Origin of the sequence: Gluconacetobacter brunescens, assembly GCF_048695475.1 — a bacterium.
GTDB lineage: Bacteria > Pseudomonadota > Alphaproteobacteria > Acetobacterales > Acetobacteraceae > Gluconacetobacter.
In genome coordinates, this window is the sequence record NZ_JBLHEN010000002.1 from 517,593 (window position 1) to 541,228 (window position 23,636).

A 23,636-nucleotide genomic window follows, 5' to 3' on the forward strand; every position below is an offset into this window, starting at 1 on the left:
CATAGTCTACCCAGCGGCGTGGACAGGCTTTCCCAGTTTCGCCTGGGCACTATCTATCCGAGAGCTCGGATCTCGACATGCTGTTTTTCATGTATTTTTCTTACCATGACGCTCCGATCGCGCGTCTGATTAGTTTCTCCGGAACCAGATGACCGAGTCATACGGATGAGGGGCTCGAGTCATTCGGGGAGCGCCGGATGACATGCGGCGCGATTCCATGCTATTCTGATTACAGCGTGTCGTAACGCTTTTTCAACAGGGCGGCCCCTCTGTCGGGTGGCCTGCCGAATAGAACACCCGGACCTATGGTCCAGCGGTGAACGGGGAGACTTGTTCGCTGATCTGGGAAATAGGCAGGACGTGCTTTTAGCCCTGTTGAAACACGTTACGACCCGCCCGACGCCAGGAGCGAGGACGGTCGTGCTCACTACCGCTTCTTCGTTGCTGTTTCCGAACGTCCAGAATGTGACGAAAGGGGATGGGCATGAGCGAGTGCGACGATGGCAGCCGTCGCGGCACCCGGACATTAAGCGAACGAACAAGACGTGATCGCCTTACCGGACCGAACTCTACCCATGGTAGCTCGATCACTCCCGTCCGACGTGATCCATCAGATAGATGCGGCGGCTCTGCGCGCTCTGCCCACTCTCGCGCAGTTACCCCCCTCGATGTCTGGATCCATTCTCACCTCCACGCTCGATACGACCTGGTACTCGGCGAACCTGTGCCAGCAGATCTCCTCACCCTCGTTTTGGAGTCCCCTGCATTTGGCAACGATGAAACCGGTGAGGAACAACACGACAGGAGCGGTGAGCAAACGCCACAAATTGAGTTCCCGTCATGAGCCGCACTCGCGCACATCCTTGGCAGGATCTGCGTATCTGGGCCGAAGCACGCGGCTGGTCTATGAGACTTACCAATGGGGGCCATCTTAGATGGACGCATGCTTCGGGCGCCGGTCCGGTTTACTCGGCGGCATCTCCCAGTGACTGGCGGGCGTTACGGAACGTCCGCGCGCTTATGCTTCGCTTCGAGCGTGAGATTGAAGCGTCATCTCCTGGTGAGATAGAGAAGAAGCCCAAATACAAATGAGGGCGCACGGACACTCATTTGAATAATAAATATCTTCTACACATAAACTAAGGGAGGGCAACTTTGCCACGCAGTCTGACTAAGGGTGGCGAAACCCACAAGCACGAACTCAAATTTATAGAAGCTGTTCAGGAAGGCTGGGATGCCGCCGAGGACGGCCGAACACATGCCTACGCTAAGGTGCGATACTGGCTGCTCGGCTGGGGAACCGCGTCAGAGACGGAATTCCCATTGTCATGACGGCCTTTACCATCGTCGCCATGACCGATGAAGCGGTCTCGGACCTGATCCGGATTAGGAACGACCTCGGAGCAACGTGTCCCAACACCGCCAGTCGGATCGCCGTGCAGATCGTCGCCGTCTGCGATCGGCTTTCAAGTATGCCGGAGCGTGGCCGCCCAGGCCTCTTCCCCAACACGAGAGAGATCTGTCCCCTCTGGCCGTACAGGGTTGTCTATCGTATCGCCGACCATGGGGTGGATGTCCTCCGTATCTGGAACAGCCAGGCAGGAGAGCTCCCGGGCTTATCCGGGTTCAATCACGACGCGTGATCATTGAAGCGCTGGAAACAGCAAAATCGGCAACATGTGGTTTCTTCATTTTAGCATCACATTGGGGCGGTTCTCCACTTGCAGCTGCATCGACGCTCCGTAATGATCGGTGATATTCTTAGCCGCGAACCCGACGAAAGAGCTATCGTGGACGACATCAATCATAAAAATCCGGATCTTCTTGCCGCGATGACGCAGATCGTGGCGGCGCATCTCGCTAATTCCAACACGTCGCTGCCTACCGAAAATGTCCCGGCATTCATCCGTGAGGTGTACACAACGATCCGCAACGTCAACACGACGGGGCAATCAGCTACCGATCCCGTTCCTCCCGAAACACCGACAGCGCCCACACCTGCAGTGCCGATCGGACAGTCGGTCTTTCCCGATTACATCATATGCCTGGAAGACGGAAAGAAGCTGAAAATGCTCAAGCGGCACCTGATGTCGCGTTATCAGATCACTCCGGCGCAATACCGGGAAAGGTGGAATCTGCCGAAAGACTATCCCATGGTCGCGCCCGCCTACGCGCAACGACGGGCGGCCGTAGCACGGGCGATCGGCCTTGGCCGCCGTGCGGAGGTAGCCGCCACGCACGTCGTGCGAGACGGGGCTGCCGGTGAAACAATGCCGCAGGCGTCGCTCGCGGTTGAGCCCGATCCGATGCCCCCTGCCAAAGGTCAGACGAAATCAATCAGCAACCAGGTGAGCAAATCCGCCCCCGCGCGCCGGCCTTCGAAACGGAAAGGCCGCACAGACAGCGCTCCGCAGAACCGCCGGGGCAAATCTGGAACGCCTTGAGGCAGATCTTCGGCGATTCCGTAACGGAATCCTGGTTCGAAAGGGTGACAGAGACCAAATCGCTCCGGTATCGGTCACTCTTCGCCGCTTCGTTCGAGATCCAGCAGGATCGCCTCGGTTTCGCGCCGCAACGGTTCTGCTTCCCCGAGCGCGGATAACCACAATGTCGCGCCCTGTAGCCGTGTCAGCGCATCAGTCGCGACACGCTTGGCGTCCGGCACGCCGCCCATATCCAGGATCTCGGCCATCCCGGACCGTAGCGCCTGAAAAAACTCGCTCACGGCAGCCTTCGCCTCGGACGTCTCCGCAGGGACGCCAAACGACAGGTGGAACCCCACGCAGCGGCCCCGATCACCAAGCACGGCAGCAATTCGCTCGATCAGTTCGCGATACGCTTGCCGCCAATCCGTCACGGGATCGGGCAGCCCGTCGAATGTCTCCTTCAACGTCAACTCAAGCACATCGGCGACCAGGGACTCTTTGCTTGGCAATCGGTTATAAAGGCTTGATTTCTTGAGCCCGACCCGTTCGCCAAGCTCCTGCATCGATGCGCCGGCATAACCCCGCTCTCGAAACAATTCACGCGCAGCGATCACGATATCGTCATAGGACGCCTTCATCTCAGCCTTCCGAAAAGACCGATCGGTCTGCTTTTATAAAGGAGAAGAATACCTCGCACCTCGCGGCGCAGATCAGACAGGGGGAAGCGCGACATGAAACTTTATGATCTCGACGTATCCGGTAATTGTTACAAAGTGCGCCTATTCGTCGCGCTCGCCGGGATCCCGTTAGACCTCCAACCCGTCGATCTAATGAAACAGGAACATCACTCCGCAGTCTTTACTGATCTCAACCCCTTCCAGGAAGTCCCCGTCCTGATCGATGGCGATTCCGTGATCCGGGATTCACAGGCAATTCTCGTCTATCTGGCCGGCGGGCTGCCAGACCGGAGGTGGTGGCCCGATAATCACGCGGCGCAGGCAGAGATTGTGGCGTGGCTGTCGGTCGCAGCATCGGAAATCCGCAACGGACCCAATGCGGCACGCCTTATCAAGAAGTTCGGTGTCGATCTCGACCTGCCGACAGCAATACGCTGGAGCGAGAAAGTACTGCCGATCCTCAACAAGCACCTGGAGGCTCATGAATGGTTGGCGCTCGGACGTCCGACGATCGCCGATTGCGCGATCTTTCCCTACCTGTCCGTGGCCCACGAAGGAGGCATCGATGTCACCGCCTTCCCGGCTCTTCTTGACTGGATGACCCGGGTAACCCAGCTACCCGGTTTCATACCTATGCCGAACATGCTGATGCTCCCGCAATAAGGCAGTCCTGCATAAGGGGAGTTCCACCGCGCCCAACTTCCAGCCGTCAGTGGCACTGTCGCAGCCCCATCTCAAACCGTTGACAGCACTCATGAAACACCACAACAGCGACCCTATAACCAATCAATTATTTCGTATATACAAACATAAAGCGCCTTAAATAAATATTAACCACTGATCACTCACATAAAGGCGATTTTCTTCAACATATCATATCGCTCGTATTTAATATCTGTACAGAATCTGCAATCTTTACAGGTCTAGAGCAGATCCAGTTTGAATGGACACATTCGAACTGGTAAAAATGCTCTATAAACAACTAGTTAGAGAGATTCCACTGAGCGAAAGTTCAGTGGAATCTCTCTAGAATCGCGGGCCACGCCGGCAGAGAATTCCAAAATTATCTTGGGCAGTCGCGACCAGATCAGATCAATGCTCACTTCGAGTCCTCGGTCTTCGTATACAAAATGCACGTAGAACCAAACGTATTCAGAAATTTACTTCTAATATATCTCGTTTTTTGATCTATCACGTCCGGCAAGTCGCCAAAGTTTCTTGTACGCAGCGACCATCGGCTCTTTAATTCGGCCTCATAAAGCGCTCCGACAATTACGGTCCTCACCCTGCCACACTGGTCTTCGCCGAGGTCCATATCGACGGAAAGCGGGTGCATCGACCATTTACGGTCACGCAACCACGATGCCCAACCTCGTAGCGAAGGGAGAATAGTGAACCAGGAGAGGCTTTAAATGAAAACTCGCCATCTTGAATACTATCTGGTCGTCGCCAACGAACTGAACTTCACGCATGCGGCGGACAAACTCGCCATAGAGCCGTCACCACTTTCCCGCGCGATCGGAGAGCTTGAAACTCAGTTTGGTGTTCGACTCCTGCACCGGCGGAAAGGCCGTATCCGGCTCACGTGGGCCGGCGAGGTGTTTCGGGAACATGCGAGAGAGATCCTGAATTGCATTGAAAATGCCAAAGCCAGGACAATGTCGGCCGCCAGAGGCTATCGAAGCCAACTCCGCATCGGGATCACCGATGGACTGGCCCAACCACGAATAGCTCAGCTTCTCGCCCGCTGCCGGGAGGAGGAGCCACAAACCGAAATCCGCGTTACCGCGATGACTGTTCGCCAGATGCTCAGTGCGCTCGACCGCGGATACCTCGATGCCGCGTTCACCCTCGATGGAGATTCGACCGCTGCCTATCCGAAGGAGTGCGCCTGGACAGATCGACCCGTCGTTGCTCTGCCCATACGGCATCCATTGCTCGCCCTTGAAAAGATCTCCTTACAGGATATCAAGCGCTACCCCCTTCTCGTGTGTCATCCCGAGATGTGGTCCGGAGGACATTATCTTCTTCGGAGATGGTTCGCTGAAATCTCGTCGTCTCTGCCCCGTGAGGCCGCATTCGCCTCGGGATACGACACACTGATGATGTTGGTCGGAGCTGGTTATGGGCTAGGTCTGAGCCTGGAGAACTGGCGGTCCCGCGAACATCACCCGGACGTCGTCATTCGGCCGCTGGCAGACCCGGTGTTCCCCGCCGAAATTCTCCTGGTGTTCAAGGAAGCTTCCCCCGTGCCTGAGTTGGCGCGGTTCATTGAAAGAGCCTGTCATGCCGTCGGCGGACCGGCCGCTTGAGCAACAGGAGAACGGGATAGTACCGTCTTTTTTCGCCTTTCATATCTATAAAGAATATCATTTCCGACGTCTGGAGCGGAGCGTTTTCTGAACGGATGCGCTCCATTCCAGACGTATGGCTGGCTCCGATGACTTAAATCGGCGTGGCGTTGGAAGAACAGCGCAAGACCAACCCGCGGGACATGACATGCCGCTGCATGCCATCTTGAGAAAACACACACCATTCGCAAGAGTTTCGATTTCATAATGAAACTGAAACACTAGGCAATAATTCTAATGCGAAGAATATTTATCCGAATAATTGCACGATAAGCGACCGAACATGAAATAATTTCGTATCAGTTTTGCAAAATTCAGCACGCAAATCATTAGACATTCTCTAGATCAGTCGCATGCGAGATGCGGAAATCAGGCAGACCAAACTGCTATTTTTAGTCTTTTTCTTCGCCCATTCACTAAATCACGACCGCCCGATCGAATTACCACTTTATTGGAGGTCTCTGCGGACCATAGTCATTCTGGCCCGCATCTCACCTTCCTCTGAATACTCCAGGTCTGCGCGGGCCGCTAACCAATAGGGTCCGCGCCCTATTCGCTTTGACAAATGCGGCAGCCGGCGCTGCCGCCTGATGAAGAGCACACGGGAGTTCCATAGAGCGTCAGGGAAGGATCGTAACGTGCAAGAAGGAACGTCTTCGCCCGAACGTCGTGTTCTGAGGCGATCGGAGGTCGAAGTCAAAACCGGCTTCAAGCGAGCGCATATCTACAAGCTTATGAAGGCCGGCACCTTCCCCAGGCCCATCCGCATCGGCATCCGTGCCGTCGGCTGGGACTCGGATGAAATCGATCGCTGGATCGTCGCACGCCTCAAGGAACGATCCTGACCCTGCTCCCCCCGTCTTCATCAGGAGCATGTCATGTATAGTATCTGCATCGTATCGACCAAGGGTGGCGTGGGCAAGACGACCATGGCGGCCAATCTCGGCGGTTTCGCTGCCGACGCCGGCCTGCGCGTTCTGCTGCTCGACCTCGACGCACAGCCCACCCTCTCATCTTACTATGCACTCGATCACCGCGCGCCGGCTGGTGTGTATGAACTGCTGGCCCACAACGAATCCGATCTGGCAACGCTCGTTTCCCACACGGTGATTTCGCGCCTTGACGTGATCCTCTCCAACGATCCGCAGCACCAGCTGGGCACGCTGCTGCTGCATGCGCCCGACGGTCGCCTGAGATTGCGCAACCTGCTCCCGATTTTTCGGCCGCATTATGACCTGCTGCTGATCGACACCCAGGGCGCACGCAGCGTCGTGCTGGAAATGGCGCTGCTGGCTTCCGATCTGGCGATGTCCCCGGTGACGCCGGAAATCCTCGCGGCGCGCGAGTTGCGCCGCGGCACGCTGCAACTGGTCTCCGAGCTGGCTCCGTTTCGCCGTCTCGGGATCGAACCGCCGCCGCTGCATCTCCTGATCAACCGCGTGCCCGCGATCTCCTCCACGGCCCGTCTCGTCGGAGAGGGATTACGGCTCATTTTCCCTGACGATCCCGAAGCCGCGATCCATCTGATGGAGGCCCAGATGCCTTCCATCGAATCCATCGCCCGTGCGGCCACGCAGGGCTTGCCGGCGCACCGGGTCGAACACCGGCGGCCGTCCGGGCGGCTTGCCCCTTCCGCGCTGGAGGCCATGCGCGATGTCGCAACGGAACTGTGCCCGCAATGGCGGGACCGCTTCGCCCAGGTCAACGGCAAGATACGAGGGGGGAGCGTCAATGTCGAACGCGCGTGAACTCGCCCGAGGCCATAAACGGCTGCTGCCTCTGATCGAATACGCGCTGAGCGCGGGCTGGAGCGTCCGTCGCACGGCCGGGGGACACCTGAAATTCGTCAAGGAGGGGCTGCCCCCGATCTACACCAGCGCGACCGCCAGCGATCATCGTGCCGGCCGGAACGCGCGTGCGATGCTGCGCCGCGTGCAACGCCATGCCACCGCCGATCGGAAGGGAGCACGCGGTCATGGCTGATCTCTCCCCCCAGGATATGGCCGCGCGCCTGGTGAACGACGGCTTCCATCATACCGGGCAAGCCGCCGAGCGCCTGAGCGACCCCGTGGCGGATACCCCGATGGTGGTGACGCTCGACCAGCTTCGGTCCTATGAACTCGACCCGCGCATCACCCGCAATCCGCTCTACGACGACATCAAGGCTTCCATTCGCGAGCGCGGCCTCGATGCGCCGCCACCGATTACCCGTCGGCCAGGCGTCGACCATTATATCATCCGCAATGGCGGCAACACGCGCCTCGCCATTCTCCGCGACCTGTGGGCCGAAACCCGCGAGGATCGGTTCTACCGAATTTCCTGCCTCTTCCGGCCCTGGCCCCAGCGCGGGGAGATCCTCGCCCTGACCGGCCACCTCGCGGAAAACGAGCTGCATGGTGGCCTGACCTTCATCGAACGGGCGCTCGGCGTCGCCAAGGCGCGCGAGTTGTATGAAACGGAGACGGGCAAGACGCTGACGCAATCGGATCTCGCGCGGCGTCTCCGGGCCGATGGCTATCCTGTTCCGCAACCGCATATCAGCCGCATGCAGGAGGCGATCCAGTACCTTCTGCCCGCTATTCCAAACGTCCTCTATGCCGGGCTGGGCCGCCACCAGATCGAGCAACTGACCGCCTTGCGCCGGTCCGCCGCCCGGACATGGGAGAGCCGAACGACGACCACCCCCGACAACGCCGATTTTCCAACCCTGTTCCAGGACGTGCTTGCAGGCTTCGACGCGGACCCCGGCCAGTTCTCGACGCAGCGCGTGCAGGACGAGCTGGTGGGTCAGATGGCGGATCTGTTGGGCGAGAATTACGACACGCTCGCCCTTGAGATCGTCGATTCCGACCGGCGCTGGCAGGCGCTCGCGGCCGAAGCGCCGACGCCTTCCCAGCCACCGGCATCCGCGCCATCGGAACAACAGTCGGTTCAGTCGAAAACACCTTCGCAGTCGTCACCCCCGGAGCACGGCGACCCCATGCCCGCAGGGGAGCCTCCACCATCAGACATCGCAAACGACACATCCACCGATGCCACGCCAGCCGCACGGACTGAGGACCATGTGGTCTCGGCCGTGCAGGGCAGCGACCGGCTCGACGCCATTCAGCGTCTGCTTGCCGGACACACGGGTGAAGCTCACCATGATTTCGGAGACGCGGTCCTGCGCGCCATTCCCGTTCGTGCCGGGGGTCTCTATCCGATTTCAGACGTCTGGCACATCGAACCCGAACTGGACACGCCGGAGCATCTTCGTCTGCATATCGCGCAGTTCGCCCGTGAAATCGCGCATGAAGCTGGTCTCGAGGACGACAGCGTGACCGAAGACGACACGGGCCTCGGTTTCGCGTGCCCGCGCGTCCCACAGACGGTGGCGTCCGACGATGCACCGGCCATGGCGCAGATTGTGCTGGCTCTGTTGCGGATGCTGAGCGGTTCGCCGGTTTCACCGTCGGGTCCGGCGGGCCTGCCCGGCGATCTGCGCTCCCTCCTGATCGGCTCGGACACGCCCGAAGAAAGCTTCTTGCGGCTGAGCGACACCGGACTGGTCAAGCTCTTCCGCCTGATCCGGCTGGGACGCCGCCTGATGGACATCGACGCGCAGTCGAATTCGGGCGACGCCGCCATGCCCGGATTGTAGGGACAGGCTGCGATGTCCGGTCCCCATCCCCTCAATCAGGCGGTGATCGCCCAGGCATTGCACGATCTGCGCAACGGCCAGTTGCGGCGGGCGCGCTCGATGGGGTTCGATGCCCAGGATCTGGACGCCCTGAAGAATCCGGCGATGGCCAGCATTCTCGCCAACGCCGCGATCTGCTGGTGCGCGGTGACGATCAACCGCGAGGTACTGCGACGTCTGCTGCAGCAGGTGGACAACGTCGCCCGGGAGGTCGAGGAGATCGACCGACTGCTCCGCCTTGGCGCCAGCACCGAACTGATCACCCGCTTCTACGGGCTGACGCATCAGGAAATCGCGCTGCGACGCGCCGTCATCGGATTGCCGAAGCGCAAGGGCCGCCATCCCGTCCTGACCGAAGAGCAGGACGCGACATTGTGGGAAACCTGGAGCGCCGCCGTGAAGGCACGCGACATCCCGCTGACGGACGAGACGGCGATGTTCGCGCTGGCCGCCGACCTCGCCGAAGGCACCGGCCTGCCCTTATCCGTCGTCTGGAGCGCCATTCGTGGATGGATCGATGAAGGCCAGATCTAACCATGACCCGTTCACGGCCGCCACGCGGTCCTGAAATACTGGGCGGCCTGCTCGACCACGCCCTGCACCGCATGCAGGCCGAGCGAACACGCGATACAGGCCGCCCTGCCACCGCGCGCGCTGACGGCCTTCTCTTCTCGGGCAATCGTCATGATGCGGTGCCGCGCGGTCTTATTCTTGATCGCCGCCTGACGCCGCTGGAACGCAATGCCTGGCAGGTTTTCCGCCTGCTGCTCAACGACGATGGCGTCACGGCGTTTCCGAGCTACGACGAGCTTGCTCCCTTTCTCGCCTCCATGCCTGGCGCCGGGCGCGCCTCCCACGAAACCGTCGCCCGCGCCCTGACGGCCATGCGCCTGACGCGCTGGATCAGCCTGGCCCGACGGCGCCGCGATCCCGTGTCCGGTCGCGTCATCGGCAATCTCTATGTCCTGCACGACGAACCCCTCACCCCCTACGAGGGGATTCAGCTCGACATGGACTACCTGGATCTGGTCGGCCGGGCGCTCGCGCACGCCAGCAAATCCCTGCAACGGATCGGTATGCTGGTGCTGAAGGAAATCACCGAAGACGACGCTCTGAGGCATCAGATCCTGCCCACGCGCCTGCGGACGATCGCGCAACGGGTGTCGGCACAGGATGGGCTGCTCTCCGCACGTTATCCACAGGATGTGGATAATCCTGATTCCGAAGAGGGTCGAGCGCACCGTCTTCGGAATCGGCGGCGCCCTTCTTCGGATTCCGAAGTCGGTCCAGACTCCGCGGAAAACGGCTCTCTTCGGAATCCGAAGACGGACCGTACTGTACGTAAAGAAGACAATAAAAAAATACATACTGTACGGCCTGTACATCGCGCGCGCGGTGCGCTGACACCGCCGGAACGCTTCATGACGCTCACCCCCGAGCAACAGGCCGGCGTCCTGGCGGCCTTGCAGGCGATCGACAGCGCGCTGCATCAGCCCATCCTCGACGAATGGGACGCCCGCTGCGACAGCACGCCGATCCGCAATCCTGCCGGGTATCTGTTCGGGATCGTGCAGAAGGCGCTACGCGGAGAATTTCGCGCCTGGGCTGGACAGCGGGATTCAAACGATTAAGCCCGCACCGCTTGCGACGTATCGGTCATATCTGGGAGGAAACGTCACTCAATTGGTCATATATGACCTAAATTGTAAGCGCCGCCTGCATCTGGTCACTCGCGAAAGCCGGCTCATAGTGGCGCGCCTGTGCGCCCGAGACACCAACCTCACGGAAGGCTTCCCGCCACCCGTCCGAGATGCGCTGCGCCATCGCACGGATCGCCTGCCGCGCCTCCGGCTCGGGTATCTCGAAGAACGCGCACGCCTCCAGCGCCAGATCGATCGACCGATCATGGGGGCCACCCTCAAGGATCGCCGTCTCAAGATGCGGGTTGCGATCCGGCGCCGGGTTCACATCGAACATCGGTGACAGCCGCCATTGGCCGGCTCCCACATAGAGGAAACCGTGGTTTTTCAGGTGATCATCCTTGTTCGACACGAGGATCGTGAAGATCAGACGCCGGTAGAGTTCGCGGAAGTCCGCCATGGGGTCCGATGACGAGGCCCGCATGAAATCGACGATCTCGGTGTAGGAGCCCAGCTCCGCTCCGGTCTTGCCCAGAGCTGTACGCGCCGAGATGTAGGGAATCCGGCTCGTCCCGCGCCGATCGAAGCGCTGGATCAACGCTACGGGGAACGGTGTGTCCGCCAGTTCCAGTCGCGTCGCAGGCGTGCGGATGCCACAGGCTTCCGCCAGACGAAGCGTCGCGACCTCGACACGCTCGATGGGCTGCTGATCGTGAACCGAGGTGAACTTCGCCAGCCAGAGTACATCGCCATCCCTGACATTGGCCTTGGGACGGGCACCACCGGAGCCGCCCGCGCCCGCCAGCGCCTGCATCTGTTCGGCCGAAATGTCCTCGCCTTGCTCATAGGCTCGGGCGATCGCCGTGATGGCTTCCAGATCGACCAGGCGGGGGACGGAGTCCGTCGCCTTGCCGCGAATGATCGCGCCCTCGCTGTCCAGAAACCGCATCGCGCCCTGCCGGCAGACATCGTCGGCAAGCGTCAGATACTGGAACTCGTTGAGGCCATTGCCGTAGGCGCGTTCCAGCAACCTGCGCCCCCAACTGTCCGGAGCGGCGTCAGCAAAAGCACCGGGCAAAGCGTCACGCATATGTCCCGACTGGCCCGACCGGTGAAACGGCCCTCCCTCGAGCGACAGATCCGGCTCCATGGCGAAGGCGCGGGAGTTCTCGATCCAGGCGGCATCGTAGGCGAAGGTCGAAAACTGCCGCGGCCCGGCATGCGTGAAACGCAGCTGACCAACCGGCGTCAGGCTCTCTCCGAGGGCAACCTGGGCAAGGAACTCAGCCATCAGAACGATGCCCCTTCAGGGTCCACGACGTCCTGCTGATCCTGCTGTCCAGCCGGTTGCGCCTTCTGCCTGCGGAGCCGCGCCGCAAAGGAACGTCCGCGACGCGGTCCGTGTTCCGTCGTCAGCGCCAGCCCCAGCTCGTCCTTGCGAATGTCGATCAGGTCCGCCAGACGCTCCAGAAGACCCAGCACGACCAGCACGTCGGCCAGTGTCCCGATGGCGACGCCCGGATCGCCCCGTTCGAGGCGGCCAATGGAACTCGGCGAGGTTCCGGCGCGCGCCGCGAGATCCGCCACAGCGATCCCGCGCCGCAGACGCGCCTGCCGCACATCGCGTCCCAGCCGCTCAAGCGCCGGCTTTACCTTGGGCGATCCCATCGTATTTGTCCGTATATGACCAGTTAGATGTCTTAACACGTCATATATGAATGATTCCATTTCAGTTCAAGGACAGCGGAACCATTGCAAGACCCTGCTGGGCATCTGTTCGGGATCATGCAAGCCCTGCGTGGCGCGTTCCGCGCCTGGGCTGGGCAGGAGAGTCCGACAACCGGACCGGGCCGGAGCCACCGCCCCCCTGAGAATGATCCCGCTGCCCGCTCGCCTCTGTCCCGCCGTCCCCACAGGCACGATGACGTGTCCGGGGCAAATTATACCCAGGGTATAACGTCACACACAGCCTTCCGACGACGGTTCCGGCCTCCACGCATATCGCGCCGCGTCATGGTCGGCACGCCGACCGGTCTGCCAGAGCGGCCGGCATCAAGTCCGGCAGCGTCATCTATACCCTGGGTATAATGCAACAGACGGCCTTCCAGAACCGGCTCACGCCTACGGTCGTAGCGAGCCCATGCGCCGTCCCCATCCGGCGGAATTACCGCCTCCAGCATTTATACCCCGGGTATAGCGCAACACGCAGCCTTCCGGGCGCGGCACGTCGCTTTGAGCTGACAGTCTATCCGGCCGGAGGCCGATGCGGTTTGGCGACTGACGGCCTTCCCGACCACCCGGATGGTGGCGCCTCCTTCCCATTGCGAGGCGGCGCTGATGGCCAGTCCCACGGAAACCCTGCAACTGAATCTCGGCTCCCTGCGGAGCACGATGTCGCTGACATTGCATACCCACCACGCATCGCGGATCTGGCACGGTCGCGCCGCGGCCGATGGCAAACCGGCCATTGTCGGTCTCAACGGCTATGTCGCCGTCATGAACCGGATGAAACGTGGCGCCGAACAGGACGATCCTTACAGCGACTGGTGGATGCTGCGTATCGAAGAGAAGCTGAACACCACAAGGGACCAGCTCCAGACGCTGCGCGAACAGGTCGATCAGGCCCTGGCAGGGCTTCCGTCCGCCCTGAGCGTCGGCGAGAATCTGAATGTCCAGCCAGTCAAACTCCCGCTCTTCATCTCCTCGCAACTCGGTTTCATGGCGCTCTACCTGCTGGCCGATTACGACGAGCTGGCCCGGAAACTGATCCTCGCCCATCACACCGCGCTGATCGACCGCTCCACCCTCGAGCGCTGGCTCAACGAGGGCGCGCATGCGCTGCGCAGCCTGTTCAGTCTGGCCCAGCAATATCGCTATTCGGGCTGCACCCGCGACGATTTCGCCTCGAAGAATGCCGCAGGGCGCGCGGCGATCGAGAAATATGGCGAGCTGCCGCAGGACGTGCTGGAAGGCACGCGCCGCTCGCGTTTCGCACCGCCCATCTCCCGACGATCGCCCGTGACCTCGGCTTCTGCGCGTCGCGCCTCCGAGACTGAGCCAACGCCTGTGGAATCAGCGGACGCGTCTCCGGACACGGCCGGCGAGACGCCAGGCGACACGACCGAGGCCGCCGATGAGGAAGGTGCGCCAGAATGACCGACCGCCCTCACTTCGTCCCGCTGGAACACACAGACTTCCAGCGGCTGGAACACGCGGCCTACCTAAAAGGCCTTTTACAACCTTTTAAAGGTAAGGGGTTGGAGACCTGGGCCAGCCAATGCTCAGCCCTTCGGGATGACCTCGTCGGGCTGGCGCAGCGACGGATCTTGGCGCAGACGGACCGTTACCCGTTTGCACTGCTCGGCGTGCAACTGGCCCAGCAACCCACTGGCGCAGGCACGACCTTTCTGCGCTGGCGCAACCGCGACCGTTCGAAGATGGGGGTCGCGCTGTGGCAGGCCCTGATGGCGGACCCGACGACGCCCGCCTCCCTGCTGGACGATCTCCATGCGATGGAGAGCCAGCGGATCACCCTGAACATGCAGATCAGCCTGCTGCATACACTCGCGCGCCAGGCCCGGGACTGCGCCGACAAGCTGGCCGAGGCGGATGCCGTTCGCGCGCGTCGGGCGGAACTGCCGGATGCGAGGGTGGCAACATGACCGGCACCCCGGCCTCCGTTTGGCTCGACCGCACCCATGTTGGCGATTGCCGTGTCTTGCTGCGTCAGATGGCTGACGACGGTGTCCGCGTGAACATGTGCGTGACGAGTCCGCCCTATTTCGGGCTCCGCCGCTATCTGCCGTCCGATCATCCGGACCGGGCCGCCGAAATCGGCACCGAGAACACTCCGGACGCCTTCATCACCAGCCTCGTGAGCGTCTTTCGCGAGGTCCGCCGGCTCCTGGCCGACGACGGCACCCTCTGGCTCAATATCGGCGACAGCTACGCGGGCACCGGGAAATCGGGCGGCGGTAGGCAGGGCCAGCGGTGGCAGACGATCGGCGCGACGACAACGGGACCGCGCGGCGGCCGCTGGTCCCCGGCGCCCCCGGGGGTCAAGGGCAAGGATCTGATCGGGATTCCATGGATGGTGGCGTTCGCGCTCCGCGACGACGGCTGGTATCTGCGTCAGGACATCATCTGGGCCAAGCCCAACCCGATGCCGGAGAGCGTGACCGATCGCTGCACGCGGGCGCACGAATATCTGTTCCTGCTCAGCAAATCGCGACGGTACTATTTCGACCGGGACGCCATCAGCGAGCCCTCGTCCGATCCCCGCGCTCCGGGCAATCTCCGGCCAGTGCGCCAGCCTCCCGGCGAACGATCCTCCGGGCCAAATGGCAGCATCCGTGGTCGCCTGCATCAGATCGGTGCGCGCGGACATCGCAACCGGCGCGACGTCTGGACCATCGCAACCCAGCCCTCCACGAGCGACCATTTCGCGGTGTTTCCCGACGCGCTCGTCACGCCCTGCGTTCTGGCCGGTTCGCGCATCGGCGATATCGTTCTCGATCCCTTCATGGGCAGCGGACGCACGGCCGCCGCGGCAACCCGGCTCAGACGACGGTTCATCGGCTGTGAGCTGAACCCGTCGTTCCTCGACCTCCACAACGAGCAGTCCCCCCAAGGGGCCAGCGCCACCATCACGGAGACAGCACCATGAGCACCCATTTCAGCGGCGAGGGCAATATCGGCTCCGCGCCCGAATACCGCGAATTCGCCAACGGAAACGACGAACCGCGCCGCCTGCTGCGCCTGAACGTCTACTTCGACAATCCGGTGCCGAAAAAGGACGGCACTTACGAGGATCGCGGTGGCTTCTGGGCGCCGGTCGAACTCTGGCATCGTGACGCCGAACGCTGGCAGACGCTCTACCAGAAGGGGATGCGCGTGCTGGTCGAGGGCCGCACGGTGCGGGACGAATGGGAAGACGCCGAGGAGAATGAACGGGTCACGTTCAAGGTCGAAGCCCGCCGTGTCGGCATTCTGCCCTATCGCGTTGAGGCCGTGACGCTCGGCGCGAAGCCTGCGACAGAACGGTAGGCGTGTTCACAGGGGCGGCTGCGCCAACGCACGGCCGCCTCTGGATCGCTCGAGGGGGACTGATGCCTGCCATCAGTTCCACCCGTCTTTCCGGTCGATCCGGATCACATTTCGGGGTTTGCGGGCGGGTCCTCCTTCGGGCCTGACGGCCCTGTTTCCCGTTCCAGAGCGGCGCGCTCGAAATCCTCGTCAACGCCACCCACGACGTCTTTCAACCAGGCCCAGTTCCGCGCGCCGGACTCAAGAATGAGGGATGTGCCGTGACAGCGGGCACGGAGTTCATCACCGTCGCGATGAAGCCCTTCTGGCAGGCGAACCACCTGTAACCGACCTGATCGAACGATTCTGGCCGTGTCCATAGCAGGCCTCCGACTCTCCACGACGATATTTTCGCAGTGACTGTCTCTCCGACACCAGCTGCGGAGCAGCTCTGCCGGGCCGCCTTCGTCGACGTGCCTCCTCCCGCGCCAAAAGTCCACGCCCTCGCGATAACCCGGTCATGCAATGTGCGCGTTGTTTGCTGCCGCCGGTCAGTCCGCCGGGAAGGGTGGTGAGGGGTCGGTGACAACCGGCCCCCACTACACCCGGTCAGGACGTTTCATGCGCGTTTTTCTGTGCGAGAAGCCATCTCAGGGCAAGGATATCGCCCGCGTGCTGGGCGCCCGGCAACGGGGATCAGGTTGCTATACCGGGTCGGGCATTGTCGTAACCTGGTGCATCGGTCATCTGGTCGAGGCCGCACAGCCCGAAGCCTACGACGAGGGTTACAAACGCTGGACCCTCGAACAGCTTCCCATCATTCCCGAGCGCTGGCGCGTCGAACCCAAACCCTCGACCGCCGCGCAACTCAAGATCGTCAGGCAATGCGTCGGTCAGGCCACGGAAATCGTCATCGCCACCGACGCCGATCGCGAAGGTGAAATGATCGCGCGAGAGATCCTGGATCTCTGCGGCTATCGCGGCCCGATCCAGCGCCTGTGGCTCTCGGCGCTCAACGATGTGTCCATCCGCAAGGCGCTTGGCGCGCTCAAACCCTCGGCCGAAACCCTGCCGCTCTATTACTCCGCTCTCGCGCGCTCCCGGGCGGACTGGCTCGTCGGCATGAATCTGAGCCGGCTGTTCACCCTGCTCGGCCGTCAGGCGGGCTATACGGGCGTGCTGTCCGTTGGCCGCGTCCAGACGCCAACACTCAAGCTCGTCGTCGACCGTGACCGCGAGATCACGCGTTTCGTCTCGGTTCCCTACTGGACGATCGACGCGACCCTGTCCGCCGGCACCCAGTCCTTTCTTGCTGGTTGGGTGCCCCCGGAGAACAGCACCGATGAAGCCGGTCGCTGCCTGCAACAGCCCGTCGCGCAGCAGGCGGTCGAACGCATGCGTGCCGCCGGCACGGCGCGGGTATTGTCTGTCGAGACCGAGCGCGTCCGTGAGGGCGCTCCTCTGGCCTTCGATCTTGGCACGCTTCAGGAAGTCTGTTCGCGGCAGTTGGGACTCGACGTGCAGGAAACGCTGGATATCGCCCAGGCGCTCTACGAAACACATAAGGCCACGACCTATCCGCGGTCGGATTCCGGCTACCTGCCCGAGAGCATGCTGGCCGAAGTGCCGACCGTCCTCGCCAGCCTCGTCAAAACCGATCCGGGCCTGCGCGCCCTGATCGATCAGCTCGACCCTACCCAGCGTTCCCGCGCCTGGGACGACAGCAAGGTCAGCGCCCACCACGGCATCATCCCGACGTTGGAACCCACCGACCTGTCGGCCATGAATGCGAAGGAGCGCGCCGTCTACACGCTGATCCGCGCGCATTACCTGGCCCAGTTCCTGCCACCGCACGAATATGATCGTACCACCGCGCACCTGGTATGCGCCGATCAAACCCTGCGGGCTGTCGGCAAGCAGGTCGTCGTGCAGGGCTGGCGCCAGGTCCTGGCCGAACCGGCGCCGGACGAAGGCGAGGGTAACAAAGCGCCCCGCAGCCAGATCCTGCCCCCCTTGCAATCCGGCGCCTCATGCCGGATCGATGCCGTCGATCTCAAAGCGCAAAAGACGCTGCCGCCCAAGCCCTACACGCAGGGAGAACTGGTCAAGGCGATGAAGGGCGTGGCCAAACTCGTCACCGATCCGCGCCTGAAGCAGAAGCTGAAGGACACTACCGGTATCGGCACGGAAGCGACGCGGGCCGGGATCATCAATGGTCTGGTCGGGCGTGGCTACCTGGTCAAGAAAGGACGGGCCGTCCGCGCATCCGAGGCCGCCTTCACTCTTATCGACGCGGTGCCGGCCGCCATTGTCGATCCCGCCACGACAGCCATCTGGGAACAGGCCCTCGACATGATCGGGTCTGGACAGATGACGCTGGATGATTTCATTGCGCGCCAGTCCACATGGATCGCTCAGCTGGTCCAGCAATTTCGCGGCGCGACACTTACCATCGCGGTGCCGTCCACGCCCGCGTGTCCGAAATGCGGCGCACCCACCCGTCAGCGCACCGGCAAGAATGGGCCGTTCTGGTCGTGCAGCACCTACCCGACCTGTGACGGGACGCTCCAGACGCAAGGCGTTTCGTCGAAGCGGGGCAGCGTCCGTAAACGCCGTCCCTGAGCGCGGCGGCAACGACGACCCGGCGGCCAGAGCGACGCATCCATTTCAGGATCCTGCCTGGAACGATTTGATGTCTGCGCTGCTCGCTCCCGATCGATAACAGACATCGTCAGGTTCCTCATTGAGCCGTGTGCGCCCACCCGGCGGCATGGCCCAGATCCCGCGGCCCTGCGGGAGAGCCAGCGCGCCATTCCTTCCACCATGAGGCGCGCGTCCCGCGAGAGTCATCCTCGCCGCGGGTCTGGAAGGCGCCTCTCTGTTCCGGCGCATCCCTCGCCGCCCCCATCACTATCTTCCGTTCATCGGAAGGGGTCCCCCGATCCCTGGTCGCCCGCGCATGAGGGTTCGGGAGACCTTTTCTGGTTGACGGTACTCCGTTCCGGTGCCCGCCGGGGAAAGAACGGGCTCCTTTTGTGCGCGGATGTGCGCCAGCGAATGCCGACCCCAGCCACGAAACGGGTCGGGTGCGATTGCTGCGCCGGCGAATGGCCCTGACGACAGCCCGATGCCGGACCAGCCCACAGGTGGTCCTGTTCTCCACAGCCGCGGTCCATTCGGACTGCGGCGCCTTGCTCCTGCTTTCCCGACACCCGAACAGGAGACCCCCATGAACTCTGTACACAGTGCGCCGCCCGCCATGCTTTATGGCAGCGTGTGCAGCGGCATCGAGGCCGTGAGCCTCGCCTGGCAACCGGCCGGCCTGCGACCCGCCTGGTTCGCCGAGATCGAACCCTTTCCGTGCGCGGTGCTCGCACACCATTACCCCGACGTTCCGAACCTGGGCGATATGACCGCTCTCGCCCCGAAAATTCGCGACGGCAGCACGGTCGCGCCGGACATCCTGGTCGGAGGAACCCCCTGCCAGTCATTCAGCGTCGCGGGATTCCGCCAAGGCCTGGCCGATCCGCGCGGAGCGCTCACCCTTGCCTATGTGGAGCTTGCCAATGCCATCGATCAGGTCCGCACCGAAACCCACCGCCCGCGCTCGACGCTCGTCTGGGAAAATGTCCCCGGCGTGCTCAGCGCACGCGACAACGCCTTCGGCCTCTTTCTGGGCATCCTGGCCGGAGAAGTCCGCGCGCTCGAGCCGCCAGGGGGCAAGTGGACATACGCGGGTCACGTGTCTGGTCCCCGCCGCCGCATCGCATGGCGTGTGCTCGACGCCCAATATTTCGGAGTCGCCCAACGACGCCGCCGCGTGTTTCTTGTGGCAAGTGGTCGAGACGACGTCGATCCCGCCGCAATACTTTTTGAGTCCGAAGGCCTGCGCCGGGATCCTGCGCAGGGCTTCGCGCCGTGGCAAAAACCTGCCAATGCTCCTGCGCCAAGCCCTCGCGTCCCGGGTGACTATGCCCGGGTGAAGGGTCCTTATGACCCGATCACACTCTCCTTTGGCGGCGGCAATACGCGGGGCCCGATCGATGTCGCGGCCTGCCTGACCGCGGCGCCCGGCCCGAAGAATGACTTCGAGGTCGAAACCTTCATGGTACAATCGGTCGCGGGCGCCATCAGCCATACGCTGAGCACGGCCAACGGCGGCAAGGGAAGCAGCGAGGACGGCACTGGCAAGGGCGTGCCCATCGTGGCCTGCCCACCCATCGCGGCGTTCGCGCAGAACACGCGCGGCGAAGTCCGCTTTGAATCCGGCCATGGCCAGATCGCGGGGGAGCTGTCCACCGGCGGCGGCAAACCGGGCCAGGGTCGCCCGATGGTGGTCAGCGTCACTTTCCGCGGACGCACGGACGGTGTCCGCGCCGAACTGGGCGGCGCTCTCTCCCCGGCTCTGCGCGCCAGCAGCGGTGGCGGCGACAAGGGGCATATTGTAGCACCCGCCTGCAGCACGCAGCTTCTCTATACCCCCGAACCCGGAACGCCACCCTGGTCCACATGGCGTGTCCGTCGCCTGATGCCCGTCGAATGCGAGCGCCTGCAAGGGCTGCCCGACGGCTACACGCTGGTGCCCTACCGCGGCAAACCCGCCGCAGATGCACCCCGCTACAAGGCCATCGGCAATTCCATGGCCGTGCCGTGCATGGCATGGCTCGGGCACCGCATCAAGAACGTCCTGCGCAACAGGGAGAGCGGGAACAGCGGATTGGCACGCGACGCCACGGCGCGCCACATCGATCCTGATCGCCGCACGCGCTGACCCGTCAGCACCTGCCAGTAGCCACGGTCCCCGGGCTGCGACGCGGATGACTTCGCGTGGACCACACCTCGTCCGCCTCGCATCAGGTTGCGGACGCACGCCTGTCAGGCGTCGATGCGGCCTTTCTCCGCGCTCCGGCGCCGATTGCATCTGCACCCACGGCCGAGTGTTCGCATTCTCCCGCTGCGGATTTCTACCACTCCAACCTGATTAGGGAGCGCCTCATGCGAGGTCGTCTGCCTCTCTGTTTCCCAAGGAGCGATCATGTCTGAAACACCCTCCATCGCGGTTGCCCTCGAAGGCGGCCTCGTCATTGCCGTCGTTCTTCAGGGATGGCCCGCCACCCTGCCAGAGCCTCGTGTCGTCGTCGTCGACTATGACACGCAGGATGCGGATGACGTGGATATCACGCGTTTTCCCATCGGTGACGGCACCGCCGAAGCCGTCTGCTACAGCGAAGCTCCGGTCATTTACGAACGGCTCGCCGATGCCTTGTCCCCCAATGTCGTTCTCGCGGCTCTGGCGAAGTCCGACGACCTGACGGACTGACGGGTCAACAAGTTCCTTACCGGCGCGACGCCGGAAAACGCCCCGTAACCATCCACGTCCTTTCTCACCCGCTGGGGTCCGACCCCGGCATCAGGGGCCTCCAGCGACCATTTTCTGGAGAATTCCCATGTCACACGAAATCAATCCGTTTGCCCGCGGCTATCAGAATCTGCGCGTCGTGCGCATGCTCTGCATCGACACCGGAGCCGAGTACCCACTTCTGCGTCGGCCGGTTCATCCCGGGCAGGGCCATTTCAGCGACGACGATTTGCTGCACTCACGCTGCATCGTAACGCTTGATTTCGCCGTAATCCCCGACGACCGGAACACCGGCACTTCCGGGATCGAGCCGACCAAAGGCAACGCAGGTGTCGTCCGCGCCATTCTCTACGCCGTTTACGGCGACGATTTCGATGGCCAGCCAATTCATATCGGCGATGCCGGTTCTCCCGAGGCAGCGCGGCAGACCGTGCGCCGCCTGAGTTTCGAGACCGGAATCTACAGCCGCAGCTGGGAAATCAGCGCGGCCCATCTCACCGGCGAAGCATGGGAATACCTCACCAGCCTGGCAACCGAGCACACACCTACGGGCTTCCCGTTCATCGTCTTCCCTATCACCGACAGCCCGGCCGTCGGCGTGAAACTGTTCGCCACGCCGTGGACCGACGACAATCTGCGTCTCGACGGCATCACCCCCCAGGAGTTGCGGCAAGAGAACCTGGACCGTGGTTTGCCCGTGGTTCTTGCCGACATTCTGCAACGCGCGGGCGAGGCCGATATCCGCATTCTGATCTTCGACCAGGATGCTCCAGATCTCGAAGGGCTCGAACTCTACGAGCCATAATCAGCATTTTCAAAAACCATTGTCTCTGAGCACACGCGAGCGCCAATCCGACAGTGGTGCGGCGCTCGCGTCTCGACGAAGGAGTATCCCCATGTCACGTTCCCATTCACACGATGGCACGGCCGCCAATCAGACCGACCTATCGTCCCCGCAGGTCATCACGCCCATGATCGACCATGCCGATCAACAGAACGATCCTTCCTGCCTCCGCGATATAGTACCGGATCTCGGCTGGAGGGACGTATTCGGAGAGCCTGACGACGGGAATGACTTCGATCAGCAGTTCCGCTCCTGTCTCGCCAGTCTCGCACAGGTGGACATCACGTGCGACGCGCGGGTCATGGCACGCCGGAAGACCGATACAGGTCTTCGGTCTGTTGCCATCCGCGATCTGCTCGATGGCGGCCTGTATCACTACGCGCTGGTGCGTTTCGACGGTGGCCACACACGGGGCGACCGATGGACGCATCTGTTCTTTCCCGCCTCCCGAACGCACCGCTTCGTGCCTGAGACCTGATCCCGTCGGCTCTCCGGCCTCATGGGCGACGCGCGGTTTGTGACAAGACGAAGGTCGCTCTCTTCCGTTTTTCAGCCGCATCCCCGGCGCCCGCGCGCAATCCTGCACGCATGTTCGCTGGCGTTGCCGGCAACATCCCAGGCAGTCGAGACCTTCGAGACTGCATCACGGCACACCGTGACGGTCATCCCGCCTCACCGGACGCATCCCGCGTCCATCACGCCTCAAAGGGGACCCTGTTCCCTTGCGGGCGCAGTTCCCCTGGCATTCAAGGGAGCTTTTCCATGGACACCCAATCCATTCGTGAACAGATGCCGACGCTGGTTCGTGGCCATGTGCCCTCCAACGCCCGCAGATTCCAGTTCGCCATCTACGATGGTCAGCCCAAGCGCTCGACGCTGGGTTTTTATGTCGACCCGAACCCGTTCGACGGCACGGTCGTCGCCACGACCCGTGATGCCATCATCGTCAAGACTGGACGCACCCAGTTCGCCGTGCTCGATCGTCAGCTCGTCACCGTCGCACCCGGCGATGGGGCTAAAATTCACGTCGAACCGTATGCCAGACGCCGCTTCGACGGCCTGCGAGCGGACACGCCGGAGGTGCAGACCCGGAATTTGTCGGACGGCACATCCTATACCTCAAAGACATACATACTCGGTTCGGCGCCGGCCAAACTCCCGGTCCCGTCGCCCGATTGTCCGGAGCTGGCCGATCTGATCAGCCAGCTTGAACAATTGCCCGCCCCGGATGGCTTCCGGCGCATCACGCATATGCTTGTCGATGCTGGCGCGCGAGACTTCACTGTGGTCGATCCCAGCCCTGCCAATATTGTCGTCACGCCGCCCACGATCGGCTTTTCGGTCACCACCGCGAAATTCTGCGGTCAGGTCTCGATTCTCTATGATCGTGGCCGAGATACCTACGTTGTGGAGCTGCATCGCGACACGGAGACGATCGAACGCATCGACGATGTGTATTTCGACGATCTCGGCGCTGTTCTGGAACGCCTGATCGATGACGGAGGCTGGCGTCAGATCAAGGTCTGCGTCGTCGACAAAAAGCAAACCCGTCAGCGCCAGGCGCCAGCAGCGTGACTTCAAGCGTTCAGGACCGCCCGGTCATCTGCTCGCGCAACGAAACCGCCACCCGTGAGG

General features: G+C 62.3%; 24 protein-coding genes. 21 read left to right on the forward strand and 3 right to left on the reverse strand.

The genetic code is table 11. The features are described 5' to 3' along the window. Window positions 1–1,155: 1,155 nt before the first annotated feature. The 3 genes from ACMAUO_RS20930 (at window position 1,156) to ACMAUO_RS14580 (ending at window position 2,444) form a co-directional block, all read left to right on the forward strand. Window positions 1,156–1,332, forward strand: coding sequence for a hypothetical protein (locus ACMAUO_RS20930; RefSeq protein WP_500862075.1), 177 nt, complete (start codon window positions 1,156–1,158; stop codon window positions 1,330–1,332). Then, window positions 1,329–1,643 (forward strand): type II toxin-antitoxin system RelE/ParE family toxin, encoded by a 315-nt coding sequence (locus ACMAUO_RS14575; RefSeq protein ID WP_420357696.1) that lies wholly within the window; start codon window positions 1,329–1,331, stop codon window positions 1,641–1,643. The genes ACMAUO_RS20930 and ACMAUO_RS14575 overlap by 4 nt, the downstream gene beginning before the upstream one ends. A gap of 102 nt (window positions 1,644–1,745) precedes the next feature. Beyond that, a complete protein-coding gene (locus tag ACMAUO_RS14580) occupies window positions 1,746–2,444 on the forward strand; it encodes a Ros/MucR family transcriptional regulator (RefSeq protein WP_420357697.1) in 699 nt (232 codons plus the stop codon). Between the two features lie 74 nt (window positions 2,445–2,518). Here ACMAUO_RS14580 and ACMAUO_RS14585 read toward each other — a convergent pair whose 3' ends face one another. Then, window positions 2,519–3,064, reverse strand: coding sequence for a TetR/AcrR family transcriptional regulator (locus ACMAUO_RS14585; protein ID WP_166498149.1), 546 nt, complete (start codon window positions 3,062–3,064; stop codon window positions 2,519–2,521). A gap of 93 nt (window positions 3,065–3,157) precedes the next feature. On the opposite strand from ACMAUO_RS14585, the gene ACMAUO_RS14590 reads away from it, so the two are divergent. The 8 genes from ACMAUO_RS14590 to ACMAUO_RS14625 all read left to right on the forward strand — a co-directional run bounded on the left by ACMAUO_RS14590 (window position 3,158) and on the right by ACMAUO_RS14625 (window position 10,764). Beyond that, a complete protein-coding gene (locus ACMAUO_RS14590) occupies window positions 3,158–3,766 on the forward strand; it encodes a glutathione S-transferase family protein (RefSeq protein ID WP_420357698.1) in 609 nt (202 codons plus the stop codon). A 749-nt stretch (window positions 3,767–4,515) separates the two neighbouring features. Continuing rightward, the gene (locus ACMAUO_RS14595) at window positions 4,516–5,415 is read left to right on the forward strand and encodes a LysR family transcriptional regulator (RefSeq protein ID WP_420357699.1); all 900 of its coding nucleotides are present in this window, start codon (window positions 4,516–4,518) and stop codon (window positions 5,413–5,415) included. A 677-nt stretch (window positions 5,416–6,092) separates the two neighbouring features. Further along, window positions 6,093–6,299 carry an AlpA family transcriptional regulator gene (locus ACMAUO_RS14600; RefSeq protein WP_275881367.1) on the forward strand — a complete coding sequence of 69 codons (207 nt, stop codon included), beginning with the start codon at window positions 6,093–6,095 and terminating at the stop codon, window positions 6,297–6,299. 33 nt (window positions 6,300–6,332) lie between these two features. Next, complete coding sequence (locus ACMAUO_RS14605) at window positions 6,333–7,202, forward strand: ParA family protein (protein ID WP_420357700.1); 870 nt, start codon at window positions 6,333–6,335, stop codon at window positions 7,200–7,202. Next, window positions 7,186–7,437: a type II toxin-antitoxin system HicA family toxin gene (locus ACMAUO_RS14610; RefSeq protein WP_420357701.1), complete on the forward strand. Its 252-nt coding sequence runs from the start codon at window positions 7,186–7,188 to the stop codon at window positions 7,435–7,437. Before ACMAUO_RS14605 ends, ACMAUO_RS14610 begins: the two co-directional genes overlap by 17 nt. 16 nt (window positions 7,438–7,453) lie before the next feature. Beyond that, entirely contained in the window at window positions 7,454–9,094 is a 1,641-nt protein-coding gene (locus ACMAUO_RS14615; RefSeq protein ID WP_473965179.1) for a ParB family protein, read from the forward strand. Window positions 9,095–9,106: 12 nt separating this feature from the next. Further along, window positions 9,107–9,667 carry a DUF2857 domain-containing protein gene (locus tag ACMAUO_RS14620; protein WP_420357703.1) on the forward strand — a complete coding sequence of 187 codons (561 nt, stop codon included), beginning with the start codon at window positions 9,107–9,109 and terminating at the stop codon, window positions 9,665–9,667. A gap of 2 nt (window positions 9,668–9,669) precedes the next feature. Further along, window positions 9,670–10,764: an STY4528 family pathogenicity island replication protein gene (locus tag ACMAUO_RS14625; RefSeq protein WP_420357704.1), complete on the forward strand. Its 1,095-nt coding sequence runs from the start codon at window positions 9,670–9,672 to the stop codon at window positions 10,762–10,764. A 67-nt stretch (window positions 10,765–10,831) separates the two neighbouring features. Here the strand turns inward: ACMAUO_RS14625 and ACMAUO_RS14630 are convergent, their stop codons facing one another. Then, window positions 10,832–12,064 carry a type II toxin-antitoxin system HipA family toxin gene (locus ACMAUO_RS14630; protein ID WP_420357705.1) on the reverse strand — a complete coding sequence of 411 codons (1,233 nt, stop codon included), beginning with the start codon at window positions 12,062–12,064 and terminating at the stop codon, window positions 10,832–10,834. Further along, complete coding sequence (locus ACMAUO_RS14635; RefSeq protein WP_182999301.1) at window positions 12,064–12,441, reverse strand: helix-turn-helix domain-containing protein; 378 nt, start codon at window positions 12,439–12,441, stop codon at window positions 12,064–12,066. Before ACMAUO_RS14635 ends, ACMAUO_RS14630 begins: the two co-directional genes overlap by 1 nt. A gap of 669 nt (window positions 12,442–13,110) precedes the next feature. Here ACMAUO_RS14635 and ACMAUO_RS14640 point away from each other — a divergent pair. The 10 genes from ACMAUO_RS14640 to ACMAUO_RS14685 all read left to right on the forward strand — a co-directional run bounded on the left by ACMAUO_RS14640 (window position 13,111) and on the right by ACMAUO_RS14685 (window position 23,576). Next, a complete protein-coding gene (locus ACMAUO_RS14640) occupies window positions 13,111–13,929 on the forward strand; it encodes a PFL_4669 family integrating conjugative element protein (protein WP_420357706.1) in 819 nt (272 codons plus the stop codon). Then, entirely contained in the window at window positions 13,926–14,435 is a 510-nt protein-coding gene (locus tag ACMAUO_RS14645) for a DUF3158 family protein (protein ID WP_420357707.1), read from the forward strand. The genes ACMAUO_RS14640 and ACMAUO_RS14645 overlap by 4 nt, the downstream gene beginning before the upstream one ends. Beyond that, on the forward strand, window positions 14,432–15,439 hold the full coding sequence (locus tag ACMAUO_RS14650) for a DNA-methyltransferase (RefSeq protein ID WP_420357708.1): 1,008 nt from the start codon (window positions 14,432–14,434) through the stop codon (window positions 15,437–15,439). Before ACMAUO_RS14645 ends, ACMAUO_RS14650 begins: the two co-directional genes overlap by 4 nt. Continuing rightward, window positions 15,436–15,819: a single-stranded DNA-binding protein gene (locus ACMAUO_RS14655; RefSeq protein ID WP_420357709.1), complete on the forward strand. Its 384-nt coding sequence runs from the start codon at window positions 15,436–15,438 to the stop codon at window positions 15,817–15,819. The genes ACMAUO_RS14650 and ACMAUO_RS14655 overlap by 4 nt, the downstream gene beginning before the upstream one ends. Window positions 15,820–16,419: 600 nt before the next feature. Then, a complete protein-coding gene (locus tag ACMAUO_RS14660) occupies window positions 16,420–18,420 on the forward strand; it encodes a DNA topoisomerase III (RefSeq protein WP_420357710.1) in 2,001 nt (666 codons plus the stop codon). A gap of 607 nt (window positions 18,421–19,027) precedes the next feature. After that, on the forward strand, window positions 19,028–20,569 hold the full coding sequence (locus ACMAUO_RS14665; protein WP_420357711.1) for a DNA cytosine methyltransferase: 1,542 nt from the start codon (window positions 19,028–19,030) through the stop codon (window positions 20,567–20,569). Window positions 20,570–20,833: 264 nt separating this feature from the next. Next, complete coding sequence (locus tag ACMAUO_RS14670) at window positions 20,834–21,118, forward strand: hypothetical protein (protein WP_420357712.1); 285 nt, start codon at window positions 20,834–20,836, stop codon at window positions 21,116–21,118. A 127-nt stretch (window positions 21,119–21,245) separates the two neighbouring features. After that, window positions 21,246–21,962, forward strand: a complete 717-nt coding sequence (locus tag ACMAUO_RS14675; protein ID WP_420357713.1) for a DUF5983 family protein — start codon at window positions 21,246–21,248, stop codon at window positions 21,960–21,962. A 91-nt stretch (window positions 21,963–22,053) separates the two neighbouring features. After that, the gene (locus ACMAUO_RS14680; RefSeq protein WP_420357714.1) at window positions 22,054–22,479 is read left to right on the forward strand and encodes a hypothetical protein; all 426 of its coding nucleotides are present in this window, start codon (window positions 22,054–22,056) and stop codon (window positions 22,477–22,479) included. A gap of 284 nt (window positions 22,480–22,763) precedes the next feature. Beyond that, window positions 22,764–23,576 (forward strand): GTPase, encoded by an 813-nt coding sequence (locus ACMAUO_RS14685; RefSeq protein ID WP_420357715.1) that lies wholly within the window; start codon window positions 22,764–22,766, stop codon window positions 23,574–23,576. Window positions 23,577–23,636 lie beyond the last annotated feature (60 nt).

Excerpts from the sequence above, each read along its gene's own strand:
- ACMAUO_RS14575 (WP_420357696.1), top strand. The coding sequence starts at position 1,329 with ATGACGGCCTTTACCATCGTCGCCATGACCGATGAAGCGGTCTCGGAC.
- ACMAUO_RS14580 (WP_420357697.1), top strand. The coding sequence starts at position 1,746 with ATGATCGGTGATATTCTTAGCCGCGAACCCGACGAAAGAGCTATCGTG.
- ACMAUO_RS14585 (WP_166498149.1), bottom strand. The coding sequence starts at position 3,064 with ATGAAGGCGTCCTATGACGATATCGTGATCGCTGCGCGTGAATTGTTT.
- ACMAUO_RS14590 (WP_420357698.1), top strand. The coding sequence starts at position 3,158 with ATGAAACTTTATGATCTCGACGTATCCGGTAATTGTTACAAAGTGCGC.
- ACMAUO_RS14595 (WP_420357699.1), top strand. The coding sequence starts at position 4,516 with ATGAAAACTCGCCATCTTGAATACTATCTGGTCGTCGCCAACGAACTG.
- ACMAUO_RS14605 (WP_420357700.1), top strand. The coding sequence starts at position 6,333 with ATGTATAGTATCTGCATCGTATCGACCAAGGGTGGCGTGGGCAAGACG.
- ACMAUO_RS14610 (WP_420357701.1), top strand. The coding sequence starts at position 7,186 with ATGTCGAACGCGCGTGAACTCGCCCGAGGCCATAAACGGCTGCTGCCT.
- ACMAUO_RS14615 (WP_473965179.1), top strand. The coding sequence starts at position 7,454 with ATGGCCGCGCGCCTGGTGAACGACGGCTTCCATCATACCGGGCAAGCC.
- ACMAUO_RS14620 (WP_420357703.1), top strand. The coding sequence starts at position 9,107 with ATGTCCGGTCCCCATCCCCTCAATCAGGCGGTGATCGCCCAGGCATTG.
- ACMAUO_RS14625 (WP_420357704.1), top strand. The coding sequence starts at position 9,670 with ATGACCCGTTCACGGCCGCCACGCGGTCCTGAAATACTGGGCGGCCTG.
- ACMAUO_RS14630 (WP_420357705.1), bottom strand. The coding sequence starts at position 12,064 with ATGGCTGAGTTCCTTGCCCAGGTTGCCCTCGGAGAGAGCCTGACGCCG.
- ACMAUO_RS14635 (WP_182999301.1), bottom strand. The coding sequence starts at position 12,441 with ATGGGATCGCCCAAGGTAAAGCCGGCGCTTGAGCGGCTGGGACGCGAT.
- ACMAUO_RS14640 (WP_420357706.1), top strand. The coding sequence starts at position 13,111 with ATGGCCAGTCCCACGGAAACCCTGCAACTGAATCTCGGCTCCCTGCGG.
- ACMAUO_RS14645 (WP_420357707.1), top strand. The coding sequence starts at position 13,926 with ATGACCGACCGCCCTCACTTCGTCCCGCTGGAACACACAGACTTCCAG.
- ACMAUO_RS14650 (WP_420357708.1), top strand. The coding sequence starts at position 14,432 with ATGACCGGCACCCCGGCCTCCGTTTGGCTCGACCGCACCCATGTTGGC.
- ACMAUO_RS14655 (WP_420357709.1), top strand. The coding sequence starts at position 15,436 with ATGAGCACCCATTTCAGCGGCGAGGGCAATATCGGCTCCGCGCCCGAA.
- ACMAUO_RS14660 (WP_420357710.1), top strand. The coding sequence starts at position 16,420 with ATGCGCGTTTTTCTGTGCGAGAAGCCATCTCAGGGCAAGGATATCGCC.
- ACMAUO_RS14665 (WP_420357711.1), top strand. The coding sequence starts at position 19,028 with ATGAACTCTGTACACAGTGCGCCGCCCGCCATGCTTTATGGCAGCGTG.
- ACMAUO_RS14670 (WP_420357712.1), top strand. The coding sequence starts at position 20,834 with ATGTCTGAAACACCCTCCATCGCGGTTGCCCTCGAAGGCGGCCTCGTC.
- ACMAUO_RS14675 (WP_420357713.1), top strand. The coding sequence starts at position 21,246 with ATGTCACACGAAATCAATCCGTTTGCCCGCGGCTATCAGAATCTGCGC.
- ACMAUO_RS14680 (WP_420357714.1), top strand. The coding sequence starts at position 22,054 with ATGTCACGTTCCCATTCACACGATGGCACGGCCGCCAATCAGACCGAC.
- ACMAUO_RS14685 (WP_420357715.1), top strand. The coding sequence starts at position 22,764 with ATGGACACCCAATCCATTCGTGAACAGATGCCGACGCTGGTTCGTGGC.